A 19,539-nucleotide genomic window follows, 5' to 3' on the forward strand; every position below is an offset into this window, starting at 1 on the left:
GATAACGGATGAGCGTATTTGATCATTTTGCAAAAGAAGAACGTCCCTTTGCGGAACGGGCGCTGGAAATGCTGACGCTGGTAGAGCGGAAGCAGGCCATGCGCCTTACTGATTTTGTGGACCCCAGACAATTGCTGATTTTAAAAAGCTTGTGCTCGCAAGTTCGCGATGTGAAAATATCCGCCAGCGGAGGCTATGAAGGCGCGGAACGCGTGCGTGTGATCATCCACCCGGAGTACATGGAGATCGAGCAGGACGACTACCGCCTCGCCCTTTTGGCGATTCAGGCAGATCAACGCTTTCACACGCTGGAGCATCGCGATGTGATGGGAGCTGTCCTGAGTGCCGGGATGAAGCGGGAAAAATTCGGCGACATGCTGACGGACGCCGGGACTTGCTATGTCATTGCGGCGGAGGAAGTGGTTGACTTCGTTTGCCTGCAAGTCACGCAGATTCACCGTACTTCCGTGCAGGTTGAACGCGTGGCGTGGGAGTCGTTCACGCCGCCTGCTGCCCGCCTGGTCGAAAAGACAATTACCGTTCCTTCGCCGCGAATGGATGCGGTGATCGGAGAAGTGCACAACATGTCCCGGGCAAAAGCACTGGTCCCGATTCGCGCAGGCAAAGTCAAGGTCAACTGGAAAGTGACCGAAGATCCGTCGACTCAGCTTGCAGAAGGCGACATGGTGTCACTTGCCGGCTTCGGACGGTTCAAAATCATCGAGGTAACGGGAACAACCCGCAGTGGAAGACTTCGCATGATTGTCGGACTGGTTACATAAAATGAAGCAGGCCGCAAAAAAATGTAAAATAAGGCAGGAAACAAAGCCGATTCTGTCGAAACCATAAGTACGAATTATCGGGAAAAGTGGGGGGTTCATGTGCCATTAACGCCATTGGATATACACAATAAAGAATTTAGCACAGGCTTTCGCGGGTACAACGTCGACGAAGTAAACGAATTTCTCGATCAGGTGATCAAGGACTTCGAACTTCTCATTAAAGAGAAAAAGGAACTGGAAGAACGAATCGCTATTCTCAATGAGCGTGTGGACCATTATAAGAGCTTGGAAGAAAACTTGAGCAAATCGATTCTGGTCGCCCAGGAGACAGCGGAGGACGTCAAGTCCAATGCCCGCAAGGAAGCACAGCTGATTTTGAAGGAAGCAGAGAAAAACGCGGATCGGATTGTCAACGAAGCGTTGGCCAAATCCCGGAAGATTGCCATCGAAATCGAAGAATTGAAAAAACGCGCGTCCGTGTACCGCATGCGCTTCCGCACTCTTTTGGAAGCACAGCTGGAAATGCTGGAGCAGGGCGCCTGGGATGATATCGAGCAGGCTGATTCTGCGGTCGCTGTTGAATAAAACATTGACGATGTGCCGATATTGGTACTATAATGTAAAACAACTTTGTCGAAAAAATCAGCCCATATAAACATGAGACGATGAACGGGAAGAGTACGCGGAACAGCACTGCCAAAGAGAGTCGGGACCAGGTGAAAACCCGACCAGTTGCCCCGCCGAAAATCACCCGGGAGTTCAATATCCGAAAGCTTATGCCGCGAGTTTGCGACGGCATCGGCGAGTAAGTGAGCGAGTCATTCCCGTTACGAATGAACGAGTGGAACCAATCACGCCTGCTTTGTATGAGCAGCGATTTGGTTCAATCAGGGTGGTAACACGGGAGCTTTCTCTCGTCCCTTTTTGGGGATGGGAGAAGGCTTTTATTTATTTTCTAGGAGTGAATCAGGCTATGGACTACAGCAAAACCTTATCGCTACCAAAAACCGATTTCCCGATGCGCGGAAACTTGCCAAGCCGCGAGCCGCAAATGCAGGAGAAATGGGAAGAGCAAAACATTTACCAACAAGTGCTTGCGCGTACCGAAGGCCGTCCTTCGTTCGTTCTGCATGACGGACCTCCGTACGCCAACGGAGATATTCATATCGGGCACGCACTGAACAAAATTCTCAAAGACTTCATCGTTCGCTACAAGTCCATGGCCGGCTTCTACGCGCCGTATATTCCGGGCTGGGATACGCATGGATTGCCGATCGAACAGGCGATTGTCAACGCACAAGGTCTGGATCGCCGCAGCATCGAGGTAAACGACTTCCGCAAGCGTTGCGAAGAGTATGCCTGGTCTTACATTGACAAGCAGCGCGACCAGTTCAAGCGTCTGGGTGTTCGCGGCGATTGGGAAAATCCGTATGTGACGCTTCTCCCTGAGTATGAAGCCAACCAAATTCGCGTTTTTGGCGAGATGGCGAAAAAAGGCTACATCTACAAAGGGCTGCGTTGTGTATACTGGTCCCCGTCTTCTGAGACCGCACTGGCGGATGCTGAAATCGAGTACAAGGACAAGCGTTCTCCGTCCATTTACGTCAGCTTCCAGGTAGCAGATGGCAAAGGCAAGCTGGACACAGAGACAGGCGTTGTCATCTGGACGACGACACCTTGGACGATCCCGGCCAACTTGGCGATCTCGCTCCATCCTGAGCTGGAGTACAACGTCGTAAAAGCAGACGGCCGCAAATTCCTCGTTGCCAACGGACTGATCGAGGCGGCAAGCAAGGAAATCGGCTGGGAAGGCGTGGAAATTGTCGCCAGCTTCAAAGGTCAAGAGCTGGAAGGCGTATTGACCAAGCACCCGATCTACGACCGCACATCCCCATTGATCCTCGGAGAACACGTGACGCTCGATGCAGGTACGGGTTGCGTGCATACCGCTCCTGGACACGGGGAAGACGACTTTGCCGTCGGACAAAAATACAATCTGGGTGTACTCTGCCCGGTCGACCACGAAGGAAAAATGACCAGTGAAGCACCGGGTTTCGAAGGTCTTTTCTACGAGGATGCGAACAAGGTCATCACCGAAAAGCTGAAAGAAAATGGAGCGCTCTTAAAGCTGAGCTTCTTCACGCACTCCTACCCGCATGACTGGCGCACGAAAAAGCCGGTTATCTACCGTGCGACAGAACAATGGTTTGCTTCCATCGACGGCTTCCGCGCACAAATGCTGGAAGCGATCAAAAACGTGAAGTGGATTCCGCATTGGGGAGAAACCCGCCTGGCGAACATGATTGCAGATCGTGGCGACTGGTGCATTTCCCGTCAACGCGTATGGGGTGTTCCGATCCCGATTTTCTACTGCAAATCTTGCAATGAGCCAATCATCAACGACGCGACGATCAACCATATCGCCGAGTTGTTCCGCAAAGAAGGTTCTTCTGCCTGGTTTGCCCGCGAAGCAAACGAGCTGGTTCCGGAAGGTCTTGCTTGCAGCAAATGCGACTGCAAAGATTTCCGCAAAGAGACAGACATCATGGACGTATGGTTCGACTCCGGCTCTTCCCACCAGGCTGTTCTGCGCGAGCGCGGCATCGCTTGGCCGGCTGACATGTACCTGGAAGGTTCCGACCAGTACCGCGGCTGGTTCAACTCCTCTCTGTCTACGGGAGTTGCGGTTTATGGCACGGCTCCGTACAAGGCTGTCCTGAGCCACGGTTTTGCTCTCGACGGGGAAGGCCGCAAAATGTCCAAGTCGCTTGGCAACACAGTAGTGCCGCAACAAGTAATCGACAAGCTGGGCGCCGATATTTTGCGCCTGTGGGTAGCCTCTGTTGATTATCAGGCAGACGTGCGCATTTCTGACGCGATCCTGAATCAGATTGCCGAAGTGTACCGCAAAATCCGCAACACGTTCCGCTTCCTGCTCGGCAACCTGGACGGATTCGACCCGGCAAAAGACCGCGTAGCTTATGAGCAGCTAGGCGAGCTGGACCGTTATGTGCTGGCAAAAGCGGCGAAAGTCGTGAAGCGTTCCCGCAAGGCATACGACGAATACCAGTTCCACACCGTTTTCCATGCGGTGCACAACTTCTGCGTCATCGACTTGTCTGCTTTCTACCTGGACATCTGCAAAGACCGTCTGTATGTAGAAGCACCTGACAGTGTAAAACGCCGCGCAGCACAAACCGTCATGTACGATTGCCTGCTCAGCCTGGTGAAGCTGGTAGCGCCGCTCTTGCCGCATACCGCTGACGAAGTGTGGGCGTTCATTCCGGGAGTGTCCGAACAAAGCGTGCAGCTGACAGACATGCCAGAAGGCGACGAGCAGCACCTGAGCTTCTCCGCAGAGGCAGAAAGCAAGTGGGACGCTTTCCTCGCTGTACGCGATGAAGTGCTCAAAGCCATGGAAGAAGCGCGCCGCAACAAAGTATTCGGAAATTCCGTGGATGCCAAGCTGGCGCTGTATCCGCAAACGGAAGAAGCAGCGAAAGCATTGGCTGCCATGGACGATCTGGCTGACCTGTTCATCGTCGCTCACGTCGATCTGCACGCCCAGGGAGAAGCAGCTCCGGCAGAGGCAGCACAACTCGAAGGCATCGCAGTTGTCGTCTCGGCGGCTGACGGTGAAAAATGCGAGCGTTGCCGCGTCGTGAAGCAAGACGTGGGTACACGCGAAGCGCATCCATCGCTCTGCGTGCGCTGCGCAGACATCGTGGAACAACACTACGCACATGTAAGCGAATCGTAATGATTTCAAACCTGCCATTCCAATCGGGGTGGCAGGTTTTTTGTGCTTGCATGCGATGGTTATTTCCCCACTGCTGAGCCATACTACCTGTTGAGGAAACCAAACAAAGGTGGTGCCCGATTTGGATCACAGAATGCTGGCCAGCTTCAGGGAAAAACTGCTGGAGCAGAAAAAAGAACTCGAAGATCGCGTGCAAGATCACTACGGCATGCGAGAACCGATGACTACCTCCTTGCAGGAATTTTCCATGTACGATAACCATCCGGCAGATATAGGCAGTGAAATGTTTGAACGCGAAAAAGATTTGGCTCTCGACAGCCTTGACCGGGAGACGCTGAAAGAAATCGATCAGGCGCTGACCCGGATGGAAGAAGGGACATACGGCCTCTGCACGGTCTGTGGCGAGCCCATTCCGCACGAGAGGCTGGAAGCATTGCCCCAGGCGCAAACGTGCAAGGAACACGCTCCTGCCCCGCATGTGAACGAGTCCCGACCGATCGAGGAAGAGTTTTTGCAGCCGCCTTTTGGTCGCACATCGCTCGATGAAAAAGAGGGGCAGAACGGCTTTGATGGAGAAGACGCCTGGCAAATCGTCGAGTCGTGGGGCACGTCCAGCACCCCGTTCTCCTTCCAGGAAGGCGACAAAGCCGATTATGGCGAGATGTACATCGAAAGCGACGAGCCGGACGGGTATGTCGAAGCGGTAGAAGAAATCGGCTACACCGACATGGACGGCTACCACGGGCCGGACAGTGTTCACTTCATGCGCAGCGAAACATACGAGGATTACATGCGAAAAGGCGAAGGAAAAGGGAATTTCCTTTCCTACGACGAGTACGAAGAGCAAATCGAGCAGCGCGAGGGACGCGATGACCTCGTTTGATCGGCGTTTCCTGATCGAGCGCGTCGAAACTTATCCACTCCTGTATCGCTTGCCGCAAGCATACGGTGACGCCAATGGGTACAAGCGCTATCGCAGCACGTTTCTCGTCCGCATCATCACACGAGCTGGCATCGATGGGTGGGGGGAAATCGTCGACTGGTTGCCGACATTGGACAGAGGGTTTCGGGAACGGATCATCCCGTTTTTGCTAGGCAAGGACGCTTCTGGCCGACTGATGATCGCGGAGGTGATCAGCAAATGGCATCAGCGATCGGCTTCAGGCGTCAGCATGGCTTTGAGCGAGATTGTCGCCAAAGCGGCGAACATGTCTGTCTGTCAGCTATGGGGCGGGGCGATTCATCGCACCATCCCTGTTTACGCCTCTTTTCAGTCTTACTCCGAGCGTGACGACTGGATCGAGCATTCGCTCAGCCAAGTGGCAGCGGCGACAGAAGCGGGCTTTTCCAAAGTCAAAGTAAAAATCGGCGGTCGCTCGGTTCAGGAAGATCAGCAGCACATTGCCCGGATGATGGATATGCTGCCAGAGGAGATTCAGGTAGCGCTTGACGCCAATCAAAGCTACGACCTGGCAACGACGAGACAGTGGACGCGGCTTTTGGATCGCTATGCCAACTGGATGTGGCTGGAAGAGCCGATGCCGATGGAGCATGTCGACGAATACGCCAAGCTGCGGGCCGCTCTGCCGATTCCGCTTGCGGGGGGCGAAAATTTGATTCGCTGCACGCACTATTTGGCTTTGTTCAGGCAGGGAGCGATTGACATCGCGCAGCCGGACGTATTGCATACGGAAGGAATCGAGAGCTACCGGATCATGCTGCAAGCAGCGCGGCAGTTTGGCTACCGGGTATCGCCCCATACTTTTGACGGCGGCTTGGCGCGATTGTATACGCTGTTTGCGCAAGCTTGTCTGCCGGCCTGGAGCAAAATGGACAGCGAGCCGATTGAGCCGATCGAGTGGGATGTGATGGAAAATCCGTTCACAGCTCTCTTTCCCCTTTATCCAGTCAACGGCGAAGTGACCATCCCGGATGGACCGGGAATCGGACTTGCACCGAACTGGGAAATTATCAACGCGATGCGCTGGGATGGCAGCGTCTATGCGTGAGATGAGGAGTTTCGTATGGCACAAAATGCGAAAAACCTGATAGGGCTGACGGGAATCCCGCTGGTGATGGTGTTGGGCAACTCGATGCTCATTCCCGTCTTGCCCACGATGAAAAACAAAATGCACCTAACCTCCCTGCAAACCAGTCTGCTCATTACAGCCTTTTCGATTGCCGCGGGGATTGTGATTCCGCTGGCAGGATACTTGTCTGACCGTTTTGGCCGGAAGATCGTCATCTTGTTTTCGCTGGCTCTGTACGGGGTAGGGGGGCTTTTGGCAGGACTTGGGGCGATGTGGCTGGATCAGCCGTACATGCTGATCATGGGAGGACGGGTTTTGCAGGGGATTGGGGCAGCAGGGACGGCGCCGATTGCCATGGCACTGGTGGGCGATCTGTTTGAGGGAGCTTCGGAGAGCAAAGCGCTCGGCTTGATGGAGACTTCGAACGGATTGGGCAAAGTGTTGAGTCCGATTTTTGGCTCCTTGCTCGCCTTGATTTCCTGGTACATGGTCTTCCTCGCGTTTCCGATTATTTGCGGGGCGGTTCTTGTACTGTTTCTGTTTTTGACAAAAGAAAAGAAGCAAGAACGCAAGCCGCTTGTCATCAAGCAATATTTGCACAGGATCGGAGAAGTGTTCAAGCAGCACGGAAAATGGCTGATCCCCGCGTTTTTTATCGGCAGCATTTGTTTGTTCACGCTGTTCGGCGTGCTGTTCTACCTGTCCGATCTGCTGGAAGAAAAGTACAAGATCGACGGTGTCATCAAAGGCGGATTTTTGGCGATCCCGCTTTTGGTCATGAGTATTGCTGCCTACTTGACGGGAGTCATTATTCGCAAAAAGCTCGGCCTCATGCGCCTGTTTGTGATCATCGGGATGTTTTTGCTGTCGGCATCGTATATACTGGCCAGCTTCGTCAAAGGCGCCTATGTGCTGATCGGGATTCTCATCATTGGGAGCATCGGGACGGGAATGATCTTGCCGTGCCTCAATTCGATGATTGTCGGAGCGGTGCAGAAAGCCGAGCGGGGGATGATTACATCCCTGTACAGCGGCGTGCGTTTTATGGGGGTAGCGGTCGGGCCGCCCGTGTTTACGTGGCTGCTCGGGATTTCGCGAAACGTCATGTTCTTTTCCATCGCCGGTCTGTCGCTCGTGTTCGGGGTAGTGGCGATTTTCCTGTTGAAGCCCAAGCAAGCTGAGCAGACCGGGCAGAGCACGGAGCAGGATGCTGCCAAAGAGCAAGAGACGAAAGCATGGCGGCAAATCTCCGAGGTGCTCGGAATCGAACCGGAGACCGAGCAGGAAAAGCGGCGTGCGAATGCGCTCAAAAAGTACGGCCTTGATGTGAACGATCTGTTTGCACGCCTGTTGTCCGGGAAAAAGGAAAAAGAAAAAAATTAAAAACAGGCAGTCCTGCCGCAGTCTCTCACCAGAAAGGGAGGGCTTGCAGTTCGGACATGCCTGTTTTTTGCTCGCCTGACGCTTGAAGGAAAAGCTTGCTCACTGGCCGGAGTGGGCCGCAAACGGATGCCGCAGGGCGCGCTCCAATGTCAACGGATACACGTCGTCGCGCAAAATCCGGCTAAACTGCTCGTCGTTCTTGATGTCCCGGGGAATATCCGCGAACATGACCGTCTCCTGGACGTCAGCACCGGGAGGGTTCTTTTCGTATGTAAGCACTTTTGCGATGTAAATATCTTTTCGTTGCCCGCCGCTCAGCGTGTACTGCCCGATGCGCTCAATGCCTTCGAGGACAGCACCTGTCTCTTCATACACTTCCCGTACGGCGGCCGCCAGACTGCTTTCGCCAGGCTCGATTTTTCCGCCGGGCAGCTCCACACCGCGGCTGCGATGACGGGTAAACAGCAGCTTGCCTTGATAAAAGGGAACGATGAGCACGTGTCCAGCCGAGTGAGAGCGATACTCGTCCGGATCGAAGGTAAGCTGCACAGGCAAACCGAAATCATCTGAAAAAACGTACAAGAACAGCGCTCCTTTCTAAGCTCAAAACGGAGTAGACGAGCGGCCGTGCATGGAAATATGCTTAACGGCTTTCATAGCCTGCCCGACAGCCAGTGACAGGCTGGCATAGGCAGCGCCGTTGGTGACGTCACCCAAGCCGTATATCCACGCATCGTCGGATCGTTGAAAATCGTCTGTCTTCAAATAGCCGTCTCCAAACATGGTCAATCCATCCAACCCGGCGCAATTGCCATGGACTCCGATGCGCGGCAAAATCAAGTCGACCAGCAAGTGTTGCGGATTTTCCGGCCGCCGCGAAGCCAATGTCAACCATAGCCGGTCTTCGCGGTGCAAAAAGCCGCTCACTTCCGTCTCCCACAGAACGGTCAAATTGGGGAGTGCGGCCATTTTGCGCAGCCAATCGGGTCGGGCACGCAGATGGTTGCTGCGGATCAGCAAGGTGACGTGGCGAGCATGCTTGGTGAGGTTCACGGCACTCTCGACAGCGCGATCTCCGCCGCCAATCACAGCCAAGTCCAGTCCAGCTACCGACGTAGCCTCCGCCGTCGTGGAGAAGGAGGGTGGCAAGACGCGGGGGCAGCCGTCCAGAGCCGGAATTTGGTTAGGGGCAACACCAGTGGCAACGAGCAAATAGTCTACGCGATAGAGCGCTTTGGAAGTCGTCACGGTTTTGGCGACCCGATCGATGGCTACCAGCTCTTCTTCAAAGCGGACAGCCAGTTTTTGCACGGAAGGATGCCGGGACAAATCTTCCAGCAAAGAAGCCCCTTGCGCATACACACGCGGAGGAAAATCCCAAATTTCATTGTGGATTTGATGCAACTGGCCGCCGAGCCGATCTGTTTTTTCTACCAGCAAACAAGACAACCCCAATCGTTGGCACCAAATAGCGGCAGACAACCCCGCGATGCCGCCGCCTGCGATCAGCACCTGTACGTGTTCCACTCTCCAGTCCCCCGATCTTTTCTTTTTCCGGTTTTCCCAATAGTTTTAGACTACCTGTTTCGTTTAAGGAGTGCAAGGACTCGCCGCTAAAACGACAAAACAGGTGCGATCCCTCGGGCATCAGCTACAATCTGACAGCAGAATGTGGTAAAATAGGACATGCTTTTCCAGAATAATAAAAAAATGAATAGAATTGTGACACCATGCATGTGAAAAGGAGTGAACCTGCGTGCAGGCCAAGAACGAAAAACAAAGGGCCCCTGTGAAACAGCCGCGTACACGCAAAAAACGCGGACAGCGAAGCAAGCGGATGTATCTGCTCTTGGCTGCGTGCCTGTTTCTCTGCTTGCTGGCGGTCGGGGCGGGATACGCGCTCAACAAGGTCGACCAGACACTGGAAGTCGTGACGGAAGATCCGTACAAGCTTCCCGATCAGCCCGTCGTCGAGCAGCCGTATGAGGATAAGAAATCGATTGCGTTCGTCATTGTCGGGGTGGACACGCGGAAAAACATCGGGATGCTGAACACAGACGTGCTGGTTGTCGCGGTCGCGAATCCTGTGACGAAAAAAGTGACGATGGTATCCTTGCCGCGCGACACGCGGGTCGAGATTCCCGGATACCCAGGTTATCACAAGATCAATGAAGTTTTTGCACTTGGCGAAGGTCAGAAAAAGCTGGCAGAAAGCAAAGGCAAACCTGTGACGGAAAACGGCATGACGATGCTCAAGAAAACGCTGGAGCATATGTTTGGAATCTCTGTCGGCCATTACGTCCAGCTCGACTTCGAGGGCTTTACGGCAGCGGTTGACAAGCTTGGCGGCGTCAAGGTAGATGTGGATCGCGATCTCGTCTATGAGCTTCCCAAGCAAGGCGTCTACCGAAATTTGAAAAAGGGAACCCAGGTGCTGAATGGCGAACAGGCTTTGGGCTTTGTCAGACACCGGATCGACAGGCGCGGCAGTGCTTACAATTCGAGCGACTTTGACCGCAACCGCCGTCAACAGCAAGTGATTCGCGCAGTAGCGGACAAAATGATCTCGATGGACGGAGTTACCCGTCTGACATCGGTGATGGAAACGGTTGGACAGCATATTAAAACAGATTTGTCGAAGGATCAAATCAAAGGAATGGCCATGGATTTCGGCACGATTTCTTCGGATAATATCGTCTCGCTGGAAAACGGGGCGATCTGGAGCTCGCCGTATTCCTTGTGGCCGCGGGAGAACATGCAGGCGGTCCGCAGTACGCTGCAAAAGGAACTGGGTGTAGCCGAATCAACGAACCAACTGAGCAACGCGTCGGTTGCGGAAGTCGCCAAGATCGAGATGAAAACGGAGACGAGGCCGACGACGCCAAAGCCGTCCACTTCATCCCCGACCAAAGAAGCGAAGCCAAAATCGGAGAAACCGACAACCCCGGCAGCTAAACCGGAAACGACGCCAGAGCCAACTCCCGTACCGGATGGAGGAAACGGGCAGTCCGGCGAGACGTACCCGAGCGACATGCCGCCTCCTGACATTATCGCGCCGCCAGCACCCGCGCCAGATGTCAGTGACAATGGGCAGACATAATGATTTTTGTGCACCCTTCCCAAAGCGAGCCACATATACTGCCAAAAACGGGCGTATGTCAGCTTGAGGGAAGGAGGCCACGTCCTTGAAAAATTGGCAAGAGACGTTGAAGCAGTTGCAAAAGGCTTCGCAAAGCCTGGGAAAATTAAATCTGGACAAAGAGCATCCGTGGGGTGCTTTGCGCCAGATGAATCAAATCATGGACGCGAGTTTTTGGGAAAATGTAGCGGCACTCAGCAAACAAACGCCGAATCAGACAACGACCTCTACCACGAAGACGACGAAGGTCGTGCAGACCAGCCAAAAGAGCGCGAAACAGCCCAAAGGCAAGCCAGTGCGGGTCGTGCAGGAGGAAGAAACGACTGATTATCCTGTCACGGATGTGTTCTTGTCGGAGCAAGCGGTAATCGTCTGCTGCGAATTGCCGGGCTTCGCGCGCGACAGCCTGGAGTTGGCACTGGTCGAGCAAAAGCTGCTCGAAATCAAAGGGGAAGTCAAAGAGCCGAATTACAACGGCGCGTGCGTGAAAACAGAGAGGAGCTACGGCTCTTTTCAACGGAATATCGAGCTACCAGCTCCGGTGGTCGCAAAAGGAATGAAAGCACAGTACCAGGATGGCTTGCTGGAAATCATTTTGCACCGTGATGCGGACTATCGGGAGCGAAAAACGACATTCAAGGCGAAGCTGTAGGGGAGGACTTCACGTACCTCCTCTTTTTTGCGGTTTCCCGAGGCGAAAAGGAGGCATGTCCGCCTGCGGGCAAAAACAGTGCTAATGAAAGCCATTAACACTGTTCGTTCATATATTCCCTACCAGCGGCTGATCGACAATGCTCGGATCAAGCGTATTGGTTGCATTGGCGCCGTTGATCGTATTGACGACATTGCCCGTATTGCCGCCCCCAGAGCCGGAAAAGGTTTTCGTTGCGCTTTTCGGGGAGATGTTCAAGGTATCCCCGAAGTTGACAGTTCCCGAGTTGCTGTTGATATTGACAGCTCCCACCACGGAAGGCACTGGTTAATCCCCTCTCTTCGGCTTTGGTTCGTCGCGAAGCAAATGCCGGATATTTTTCACGCGTGTTTCCAGGGTCAGGCATTCGGTGGAACCGATATGGATCACGGAAGATGCCGCAGCGAACGGCACGTCGACTTTTCGCACGCGCAGATGTGTGCAGTCGTGAAACGTATCGATGCATATCGGCTCCTCGGGGCAAGGAGCTGCTAACGGAACGCTGAACACATCGTAATCGGCAAAAGGCAGTTCATTTTTGAAAAAAATCGCTTTTTCCCGTTGAATCGCCAAAATATTGGCTTGGGTATGCACTTGCCTGGAATCGCCAAGTTGCAAAACAGAGGAAGAATCGATGGAGATGCTGCTCAACTTTTTGACGTGGCTTGTTCTTCGGTACAACAGCTGTCGCCTCCTTATGGCGGAGTGAGCGCGGTATCAACCGGGACCGCTCCAATGATCATCGATTCTGGCGGAGTTTCATAAATGGACAGCAGTTTGACCGTTGTTGTATCTCCAATGAACAAGGATGCAGAGGATGACAAGGCATCAATCGAAAGCTTGCCGACGCAGACGGCACCATTTATCACCTGGTAGATCATATCAGGGTTCGTTCACCTCGCGAGGCAGATTTTTGACGAAGCTCTCACACGTTTTTTCGATATCCCGCTTGACCTTCTGGACTATTTTTGGCACCAAGGCGTCGATTTGTTCCGGCTCCAGGTCATCGGCGGGAAGCTGATTGACGTAATAGCGGATGCGCTGATCAATTTGCTTTTTGATATCGTCCAATATAAAAGCCCGGTAGTCGTCATTGAGCGGGTATCCGCACTCTTCTTCGATTCGTTCCAGCACGTGATAGGCGTCCGACTCCAGGTAGCGGTATATTTCTTTTTGCACGCGGTCAAACAGCGGCGAGTTTTTTTGCTCGCCAGACGGCACATTCATCGTCTGATTGATGGAAAGCTCGCCGATTCCCGAATCGTTGCCTTTCGGGTTGAGACCGATATTGAGCGTTCCTTCTAGCCGTTCCACCTTCAACAGATCAAACTTGTACTCGTTTTTGATTACAGAAGGAACCTGTTTCTCTTTCAAGTCTTTGATATCTTGCTGCAATTCTTCTATCATTTGCTTCATTTTCTCGATTTTTTTGTTCTGTGTTTGTATATAGTCATGTAACTGTTGCAAATACTGCATCACTTCGGAACCGATGTACATGACGATCATCCTTCTTCATCAAACATAAAGCTGGTCAGCGTGAAGGCTCAACCAATGGGACAAGCGGAATAAATTCTGCCGAAGAAGTCTCGGGCATCGGTCCGGCTGCGGGGGCCGGCTCCGTGAATCCGCCTGTGTTGTAAAGCTGGGATAGCGGCTTGATGATGCCGGCACTGCCGATTTGACAAACCGATGAGTTGGTTATGCCATCAATCTTCAAATTGTGGATGACGATGTTTTGATGAATAAAAAAATTCATGGAAAATCCCGTCCCTCTGCCGCAGAATCGCTCGTATCCTCCACGAAGATGGGAAGTTCGTTGCTGGTCGTTTCGTTCACGTAGACTACGCTGCGCGGAATCTTGAACGAAAGATTGGTGCCAGAGTTGAACGAGCCTCCTCCTGCAAAGGTTTTGGAGTAGCTGACAGGGGAAATTCTCCGGACGTCTCCGACATTGAAGACGCCGCTTATGCTGTTTACATTGATGACCCCAACAATGGCTGGCATCTTCGACACATCCTTTTTACGAAAGAGCCTTTCTGTATTGTATGTGGGAGGGCACTGGGTGTTCATACCTGTTTTTGGGTTCGCGGTCCGCGCTGGGCAGTGCAGGCATACAAATACAAAATCCCGCATAGAGCAAAAGTGCGATGAAGGAAAAAGGAGAACGAGCAGAATGAACATGAAAGTCCACAATAAAAAGATTGCGCTTGGAGACATCAAAGTAGGGGGCGTGCAGCAGTCATCGCTTGTTTTGATCGGAGATGCGGACGTGATCAGTTGCACATCGGTTTTTGACACGCCAAAAGACTCGCTCATCTACAGCAAAGAGGTGCCGATTCGACCGACGACACCACCAGCACCAACAAGACGAGGCCAATGACAGCCTCGCCTAACGGGATGAACCATATTTGTGCTCGAAGTGGCCAAGAGCGAGCAACGGCCAGATGAAGCGATAGCTGTGATAGGCAAAATACGTGCCGCCAGGCCGTCCGCCTCCTGTCGGATACGTGACAGACCAGCTCGTCGCCTGACTTTGCCGGGATAAAAAGTCGATCCCTCGCAAAATCGGGGGCGTAGGCTCAGGGGAGACGGCGATGAGAGCATCGAGCGCCCAGGCTGTTTGGGAAGGCGTGCTTGCGCCGAGAGCGACGTATGTTTTTTTCTCGTCGCTGTGGCATGATTCGCCCCAGCCCCCGTCAGCGTTTTGCGTGCCGAGCAGCCAGGCGACAGCCTTTTGGACCGCGGGGTGAGTGGACGTTACACCGACTGCGGCAAGTCCGGTAATCGCCGCCCATGTTCCGTACACATAGGCAATCCCCCAGCGACCGTACCACGACCCGTCCGCTTCCTGATGGGTGAGCAGCCAGCGAACGGCTTTTTGCACAGGGGCGTCGCTTTCCTTGTACCCGGCGTATCGACCGAGAAACTCCAATGTTCTTCCGGTCAAATCAGCAGAGGAAGGATCGGTGCTGACCGTATCTGACCCCTCAATCGGCAAGTTGCGGATCAGGGCGGAGTCTGTATTTTTCTCAAAGGCAGGCCAGCCGCCATCGTCGTTTTGCATGGACAAAATCCAGTCGAGTCCGCGCTTCCAGGCGGCGGCTGTCGTTTTGTCCAGCCGCGATTGGGCGCGTAATGCCCGCAAAGCGGCTGTCGTATCGTCGATGTCGGGGTTCAGCGTGTTGAAGTCGGAAAAACCCCAGCCTCCCGGGTGTCCTGCCGGATTGCGAATTTTCCAGTCGCCGTACGTATGCTGCTGTTTCGCAAGCAAGTAGCGGTTGGCTGACGCGATAGCAGGGTGATTGGCGGACAGGCCGCTTTGCTGGAGAGCGTGTGCCAGGAGGGAAGTATCCCAGACGGCGGAAGTCGCCAGTTGCAGGTGAGAGCCTTCCGGCGTTTGGCATACGCTGTCGCGCAGCCCGACGACCGCTTTCGCGATGTGCGGATCGCGGGGAGAATAGCCGCGGGCAAGCAGGGCAAAGACCATGAAAAAGGTGGAGGTGGAGTAGTTGTACAGCGTTCCGTCGGCTTCCACGCGAGCCAACATAAACTGCTCCAGTCTGCGCAGCGATAGCTCGTGCAGCAAGCCGGGCAGCAAAGGCAGGCGCATGACATGCTCGTGGATCGAAGCAAGGAAAGGCTGGCCGCCACGGGCAAAACGATCCAGCAAGCGGTGCGGATAAAGGCCGGGAGAGATCGGAGACGTCACGTACAAATCAGACAAATCGGGCGTGTCCGCCGTTCCTTTGGCAAACTTGCGGTCGGCAACAATCATCATCGGGGCGAGATGCACGCGGGCATATCCGACAAAATCGTAAAAGCTGACAGGCGAGGAAGGGGGCAGCAAGGCAATTTCTACAGGCACGAGAAAATGAGCGGGCCACTTGTACTGTCCGGTCAGGGCAGCGGCAAATTTGGTCAGCAAATTGGCTTCGGTCAGTCCGCCTTTGGCGCGAATGAACTCGCGAGCGGGAACCAAGCGAGGATCATTTTTTTGGTAGCGGCGCGAGAACAGCAGGGCGTAGTAACAGTCCAGCGTCGTCGACAAATTCCCTTCCGCCTCGTCCGGATACAGCTTCCAGGCGCCATTTTCCTGCTGGAGAGCGGCAATGCGGGTCGCAAGTCCATCGATCAATCGCTCATCATCAATTCCGAGCGTGCGCAATAGGATGATCATGTGAGCGTCAGTCGTCGGGGAGCTTTCCAGACAAAAGCGCCAGGAGCCATCCTGTTTTTGCTGGCTGAGGAGCAGAGATTGAATGCGGTTGATTTCTTGCCGTACTTGCAGCAATGACAAACACCTCCATCACACATGCTTTTGCCAGAGGGGAGGGACGAATGATGGGCCGGACATGGCAAACGTACGCGACTCTGTGGCCGCTTGCACGCGAGCTTGGAAAAGGAAAGCGAGCGAGTCAGGCTGCCGATCCCCTCATAAAAAAAGACCAGGACACGGTCACGGACATTCGCAACAAAACAAAGGAAAGCAACGGCGACAATCTGGACAGGACGAGCGCTTATTTGGCTTTTTTTCGCCGGCATCCCGAAGTTCATTGGGCACTTTTGGCGCATCTCGTTTCGCGCAATGCCGGATGGAGCATGACAGATTTGCGCGGCGAACTGCTGCCCAGGCTGCTTTCCAGCAAAGAACAGCACGATTACTTTTCTTTTTTGGAGCGGGGCAACTGGCTTATTTTTCAAGATGCCTACCCTCAATTATTACTGTATGAAGAGAGCGTCAAGCGCCAGACCAATCTTTTTCACCTCCTGCCCCAATTCGGCGTCTCCCGCTTCATGCAAGCGCTCTGGAACCACTTTTGGGAGAAAGGCGACAGCAAGCTGCTCACCATTGGGCTGATTGTGAACGAGCAAAACTATTTGGAGACGCAGATGATGGGAGATGCGACGTACCGCCATAGCGTGGTCAAAACGTTGCCTTTTGCCTTGCAGGAAGTGCTTCGGCTCAACTTGATCTTGTTTCCGTACGAAGCGGAGGGACGGTCAAACGCTCCGTTGCGGCTGCTCGGTGATCAAGTGCTTCAGTTTGCCTCGCTGGTTGAACGGATCGAGTTGGGCAAACGACTGTACAGCCTTTTGTATCGCGACACGAAAACCAGGGAGGGAGTAGAGAAGTGGGCAGAGCAGAAGCCACATTCCGGCTCCCGCAAAGATTTTTGGCCGCACCTGTTCCACGATTTGCGCGAGACAATGCCAGGGAAGCCGTATCAAAAAACGGTGCGCGGGTGCGCGCTTTTGCCTGGCGCCAAGCGACTCTACTCTCCTGCGCTGCGCCAAGCATGGCAACGGGTACAGCACGAAGCGCCAAAGGACATAGACTGGTACGAAGGCAGCAAAGGCGTCATGCGGCAACTGGCATTCGCCGCAGCAGATACACCGCCTGTTTTGGCCGATGCAGAAGGCGTCTATTGCCAGGCGATTGAAAAAATCGAGCTGGCTGTGCTGGCAAAAGGGAAAATCTTTGGCCCGATGTAGTAGAATAGAGACAGATTGAACACAGGGAGAAGAGCATGCATGAAAGTCGTCATAGCAGAAAAACCGGACCAGGCCATGAAGCTTGCCAGTCCTTTTGCCCATAGAAAACAACAAGGCTTCGTTGAAGTGCACCCGAATCGGATGTTTCCGAAAGGAGCCTTTTTTACTTGGGCGGTCGGGCATATTTGTGAACTGGTGCCGCCGGAAGCCTACAACCCGGCGTGGAAAAAGTGGTCGCTTGCCACACTGCCTTTAGTGCCGCAATCGTTTCAGCACCAGGTGATGAAGTCAAAAGCGAAGCAGTTTGGCATCATCAAACAGCTGTTGAAGCGTTCAGACGTGACCGAAATCATTCATGCGGGCGACGCCGGGCGCGAAGGAGAGCTGATTGTCCGCACGATTGTCGAGATGTGCAAAGTGCGCAAACCGATGAAGCGGCTGTGGATTTCCTCCCTGACGGAGAAAGCCGTAACCGCTGGCTTCGCGGCCTTGCTTGAGGAGACAGAGACACGCAATCTGTACCATGAGGCGTACAGCCGCTCTTGTGCGGATTGGCTGGTAGGCATGAATGCATCGCGCGTCTATACGTTGTTGTTGCAGCAAAGAGGGATCAAGGACGTGTTTTCGGCGGGACGGGTTCAGACGCCAACGCTCGCACTGGTGGTCAAGCGGGAAAAAGAAATCGCGGCGTTCAAGCCGGAGCCTTTCTGGGAAGTCAAGGCGACGTTTGCCATCGGCAAGAAGCGCTACGAAGGCGTCTGGCACAAAGAAGACGGGGAGTCGCGCATCCTCGATCCGCAGTTGGCAGAGCGGATTGCCGCTTTTTGCCGGGACAAGCCAAGCGAGGTTAGCGAGGTGGAAACCGAGCGCAAAGAATTTTTGCCGCCTTATTTGTTCAATCTGTCCTCGTTACAGGCGACGGCGAATAAAATGTTCAAGTATTCGCCGCAAAAAACGTTGGAGATTGCGCAAAAGCTGTACGTGAAGGGGCTTTTATCCTATCCGCGCTCCGACTCGTCTTTTGTCACCCAGGAGGAGGCGAAGACGTTTCCCGACATTTTGAACAAACTGTCGAAGCAGCCGGAGTACCAGCCACACTTTCCTTTGGCGAAAGCGTCTATTGCCTCGGACAAACGGTACGTCAACCAAAAAAAGGTGACCGATCACTATGCGATCATCCCAACCGAGCAAGTGCCGACTGTGTCCAGGCTGAGCGACGAGGAGCGAAAAATTTACGACCTGGTGGCAAGACGCCTCATTGCCGCGCATCAGGAAAGCGCCTTGTTTGACTATACGACGGTGAACACGCTGGTCGACGGCCGCGCCGTTTTCATCAGCAAAGGCAAGGTGCAAATCAGGGCTGGCTGGCGCGAAGTGTTGTTTGATGAGGAAAAGGATGACAAGGAAGCTGTGCTGCCTCCGCTTGCCAAAGGCGAGACGGGGAAAGTGCACAAAGTAGAAGCCAAAGAAAGCAAGACCCAGCCGCCCAAACGCTACACGGAAGGCCAACTGATCACGCTGATGAAGACAGCCGGGAAGCACCTCGACAATCAGGAGCTGGAAAAGGTGCTGATGAAGACAGAAGGCTTGGGGACAGAGGCGACCAGAGCTGGGATCATCAACATGCTCAAGGAACGCAAGTATATTGAAGTCCGCAAAAACCAGGTGTTCGCAACGCAAAAAGGGACGCTGCTCATCGACGTCATCGGCGACAAGATTCTCGCTTCCCCGGAAATGACAGCCAGATGGGAGCAGCGCCTTCAGGAAATCGGGCAGGGCGATGCTTCCGCGCAAGTTTTCATGGAACAGGTGCGCAAGCTCTCGCACAAGATCGTCGAGGATGCCGTCGAGCAGTCCCGCGAATGGAAGCTGGAAGCGTACGACGTCGAAGCATTGCCCACATCCAAGCAGGCGTCCAAGTTTTCCATCGGCTCGAAAGTGGCTGCTTGCCGGGCGTGTGGCGGCGATCTCGTAGACAAGGGAGAGTTTTACGGGTGCGCCAACTATAAAAAGTCCCAGTGTACCGTCACCATTTCCAAGACGATCATGGGGAAAAAAATTACTCCGGCTGCGGCCAAAAAGCTGATGGAAACAGGCAAGACCAATCTGATCAAAGGCTTTGTCAAAGGGAAAGAGCGCTTCGACGCATACTTGCAGTGGGATGAAGCGGACAAAAAGGCGAAAGTCAGCATGCCAGCCTTGGCGGAAAAAAATGCATAGAAGAAAAAGACATCATTTTGAAACTTGCTTGCGTAAGTAAC

At 53.8% G+C, this 19,539-nt stretch carries 20 protein-coding genes and 1 other annotated feature; of the genes, 11 read left to right on the forward strand and 9 right to left on the reverse strand.

Going from position 1 to position 19,539, the window contains the following annotated elements; genetic code table 11:
• The first annotated feature begins 8 nt into the window (after window positions 1–8).
• The 6 genes from EDM60_RS16850 (at window position 9) to EDM60_RS16875 (ending at window position 7,955) form a co-directional block, all read left to right on the forward strand.
• A complete protein-coding gene (locus EDM60_RS16850; protein ID WP_122965018.1) occupies window positions 9–782 on the forward strand; it encodes a YlmH family RNA-binding protein in 774 nt (257 codons plus the stop codon).
• Window positions 783–881: 99 nt separating this feature from the next.
• Window positions 882–1,367, forward strand: coding sequence for a DivIVA domain-containing protein (locus EDM60_RS16855; protein WP_122965019.1), 486 nt, complete (start codon window positions 882–884; stop codon window positions 1,365–1,367).
• Window positions 1,368–1,438: 71 nt separating this feature from the next.
• Window positions 1,439–1,707, forward strand: a binding site (T-box leader).
• Window positions 1,708–1,755: 48 nt separating this feature from the next.
• Window positions 1,756–4,542: an isoleucine--tRNA ligase gene (gene ileS, locus EDM60_RS16860; RefSeq protein WP_122965020.1), complete on the forward strand. Its 2,787-nt coding sequence runs from the start codon at window positions 1,756–1,758 to the stop codon at window positions 4,540–4,542.
• Window positions 4,543–4,663: 121 nt separating this feature from the next.
• A complete protein-coding gene (locus EDM60_RS16865) occupies window positions 4,664–5,425 on the forward strand; it encodes a TraR/DksA C4-type zinc finger protein (RefSeq protein ID WP_174769208.1) in 762 nt (253 codons plus the stop codon).
• A complete protein-coding gene (locus EDM60_RS16870) occupies window positions 5,412–6,551 on the forward strand; it encodes a mandelate racemase/muconate lactonizing enzyme family protein (RefSeq protein ID WP_122965022.1) in 1,140 nt (379 codons plus the stop codon). Before EDM60_RS16865 ends, EDM60_RS16870 begins: the two co-directional genes overlap by 14 nt.
• A 15-nt stretch (window positions 6,552–6,566) precedes the next feature.
• The gene (locus EDM60_RS16875) at window positions 6,567–7,955 is read left to right on the forward strand and encodes an MFS transporter (protein ID WP_122965023.1); all 1,389 of its coding nucleotides are present in this window, start codon (window positions 6,567–6,569) and stop codon (window positions 7,953–7,955) included.
• Between the two features lie 99 nt (window positions 7,956–8,054).
• Here the strand turns inward: EDM60_RS16875 and EDM60_RS16880 are convergent, their stop codons facing one another.
• Window positions 8,055–8,537, reverse strand: a complete 483-nt coding sequence (locus EDM60_RS16880) for an NUDIX domain-containing protein (protein WP_122965024.1) — start codon at window positions 8,535–8,537, stop codon at window positions 8,055–8,057.
• A 21-nt stretch (window positions 8,538–8,558) separates the two neighbouring features.
• Window positions 8,559–9,482 (reverse strand): NAD(P)/FAD-dependent oxidoreductase, encoded by a 924-nt coding sequence (locus EDM60_RS16885; RefSeq protein ID WP_122965025.1) that lies wholly within the window; start codon window positions 9,480–9,482, stop codon window positions 8,559–8,561.
• 229 nt (window positions 9,483–9,711) lie between these two features.
• On the opposite strand from EDM60_RS16885, the gene EDM60_RS16890 reads away from it, so the two are divergent.
• Both EDM60_RS16890 and EDM60_RS16895 read left to right on the forward strand, forming a co-directional pair.
• Window positions 9,712–11,055, forward strand: coding sequence for an LCP family protein (locus tag EDM60_RS16890; RefSeq protein WP_122965026.1), 1,344 nt, complete (start codon window positions 9,712–9,714; stop codon window positions 11,053–11,055).
• An 85-nt stretch (window positions 11,056–11,140) separates the two neighbouring features.
• A complete protein-coding gene (locus tag EDM60_RS16895; protein ID WP_122965027.1) occupies window positions 11,141–11,746 on the forward strand; it encodes an Hsp20/alpha crystallin family protein in 606 nt (201 codons plus the stop codon).
• Window positions 11,747–11,854: 108 nt separating this feature from the next.
• Here the strand turns inward: EDM60_RS16895 and EDM60_RS16900 are convergent, their stop codons facing one another.
• From EDM60_RS16900 to EDM60_RS16925, 6 genes are read right to left on the reverse strand one after another with little or no spacing between them, the layout of a single operon-like run.
• A complete protein-coding gene (locus EDM60_RS16900) occupies window positions 11,855–12,070 on the reverse strand; it encodes a spore germination protein (RefSeq protein WP_063230417.1) in 216 nt (71 codons plus the stop codon).
• A 3-nt stretch (window positions 12,071–12,073) separates the two neighbouring features.
• Window positions 12,074–12,466: a spore germination protein GerPE gene (locus EDM60_RS16905; protein WP_122965028.1), complete on the reverse strand. Its 393-nt coding sequence runs from the start codon at window positions 12,464–12,466 to the stop codon at window positions 12,074–12,076.
• Between the two features lie 14 nt (window positions 12,467–12,480).
• The gene (locus EDM60_RS16910) at window positions 12,481–12,666 is read right to left on the reverse strand and encodes a spore gernimation protein (protein WP_122965029.1); all 186 of its coding nucleotides are present in this window, start codon (window positions 12,664–12,666) and stop codon (window positions 12,481–12,483) included.
• Window position 12,667: 1 nt separating this feature from the next.
• A complete protein-coding gene (gene gerPC, locus EDM60_RS16915) occupies window positions 12,668–13,282 on the reverse strand; it encodes a spore germination protein GerPC (protein WP_122965030.1) in 615 nt (204 codons plus the stop codon).
• Window positions 13,283–13,316: 34 nt separating this feature from the next.
• Window positions 13,317–13,541, reverse strand: a complete 225-nt coding sequence (locus EDM60_RS16920) for a spore germination protein GerPB (RefSeq protein WP_063230421.1) — start codon at window positions 13,539–13,541, stop codon at window positions 13,317–13,319.
• A complete protein-coding gene (locus EDM60_RS16925) occupies window positions 13,538–13,789 on the reverse strand; it encodes a spore germination protein (RefSeq protein WP_063230422.1) in 252 nt (83 codons plus the stop codon). The genes EDM60_RS16920 and EDM60_RS16925 overlap by 4 nt, the downstream gene beginning before the upstream one ends.
• 169 nt (window positions 13,790–13,958) lie before the next feature.
• On the opposite strand from EDM60_RS16925, the gene EDM60_RS16930 reads away from it, so the two are divergent.
• Entirely contained in the window at window positions 13,959–14,165 is a 207-nt protein-coding gene (locus tag EDM60_RS16930) for a hypothetical protein (RefSeq protein ID WP_122965031.1), read from the forward strand.
• 9 nt (window positions 14,166–14,174) lie between these two features.
• On the opposite strand, the gene shc is transcribed toward EDM60_RS16930, so the two are convergent.
• Entirely contained in the window at window positions 14,175–16,076 is a 1,902-nt protein-coding gene (gene shc, locus EDM60_RS16935; protein WP_167470320.1) for a squalene--hopene cyclase, read from the reverse strand.
• 50 nt (window positions 16,077–16,126) lie between these two features.
• On the opposite strand from shc, the gene EDM60_RS16940 reads away from it, so the two are divergent.
• Together EDM60_RS16940 and EDM60_RS16945 are read left to right on the forward strand one after the other, a co-directional pair.
• Window positions 16,127–17,278, forward strand: coding sequence for a DUF2515 domain-containing protein (locus tag EDM60_RS16940; protein ID WP_122965032.1), 1,152 nt, complete (start codon window positions 16,127–16,129; stop codon window positions 17,276–17,278).
• Between the two features lie 39 nt (window positions 17,279–17,317).
• Window positions 17,318–19,498: a DNA topoisomerase III gene (locus tag EDM60_RS16945; protein ID WP_122965033.1), complete on the forward strand. Its 2,181-nt coding sequence runs from the start codon at window positions 17,318–17,320 to the stop codon at window positions 19,496–19,498.
• Window positions 19,499–19,539: the final 41 nt, after the last annotated feature.

The sequence above is a fragment of the Brevibacillus parabrevis genome (genome assembly GCF_003710905.1).
In the GTDB taxonomy this organism is placed as follows: domain Bacteria; phylum Bacillota; class Bacilli; order Brevibacillales; family Brevibacillaceae; genus Brevibacillus; species Brevibacillus parabrevis.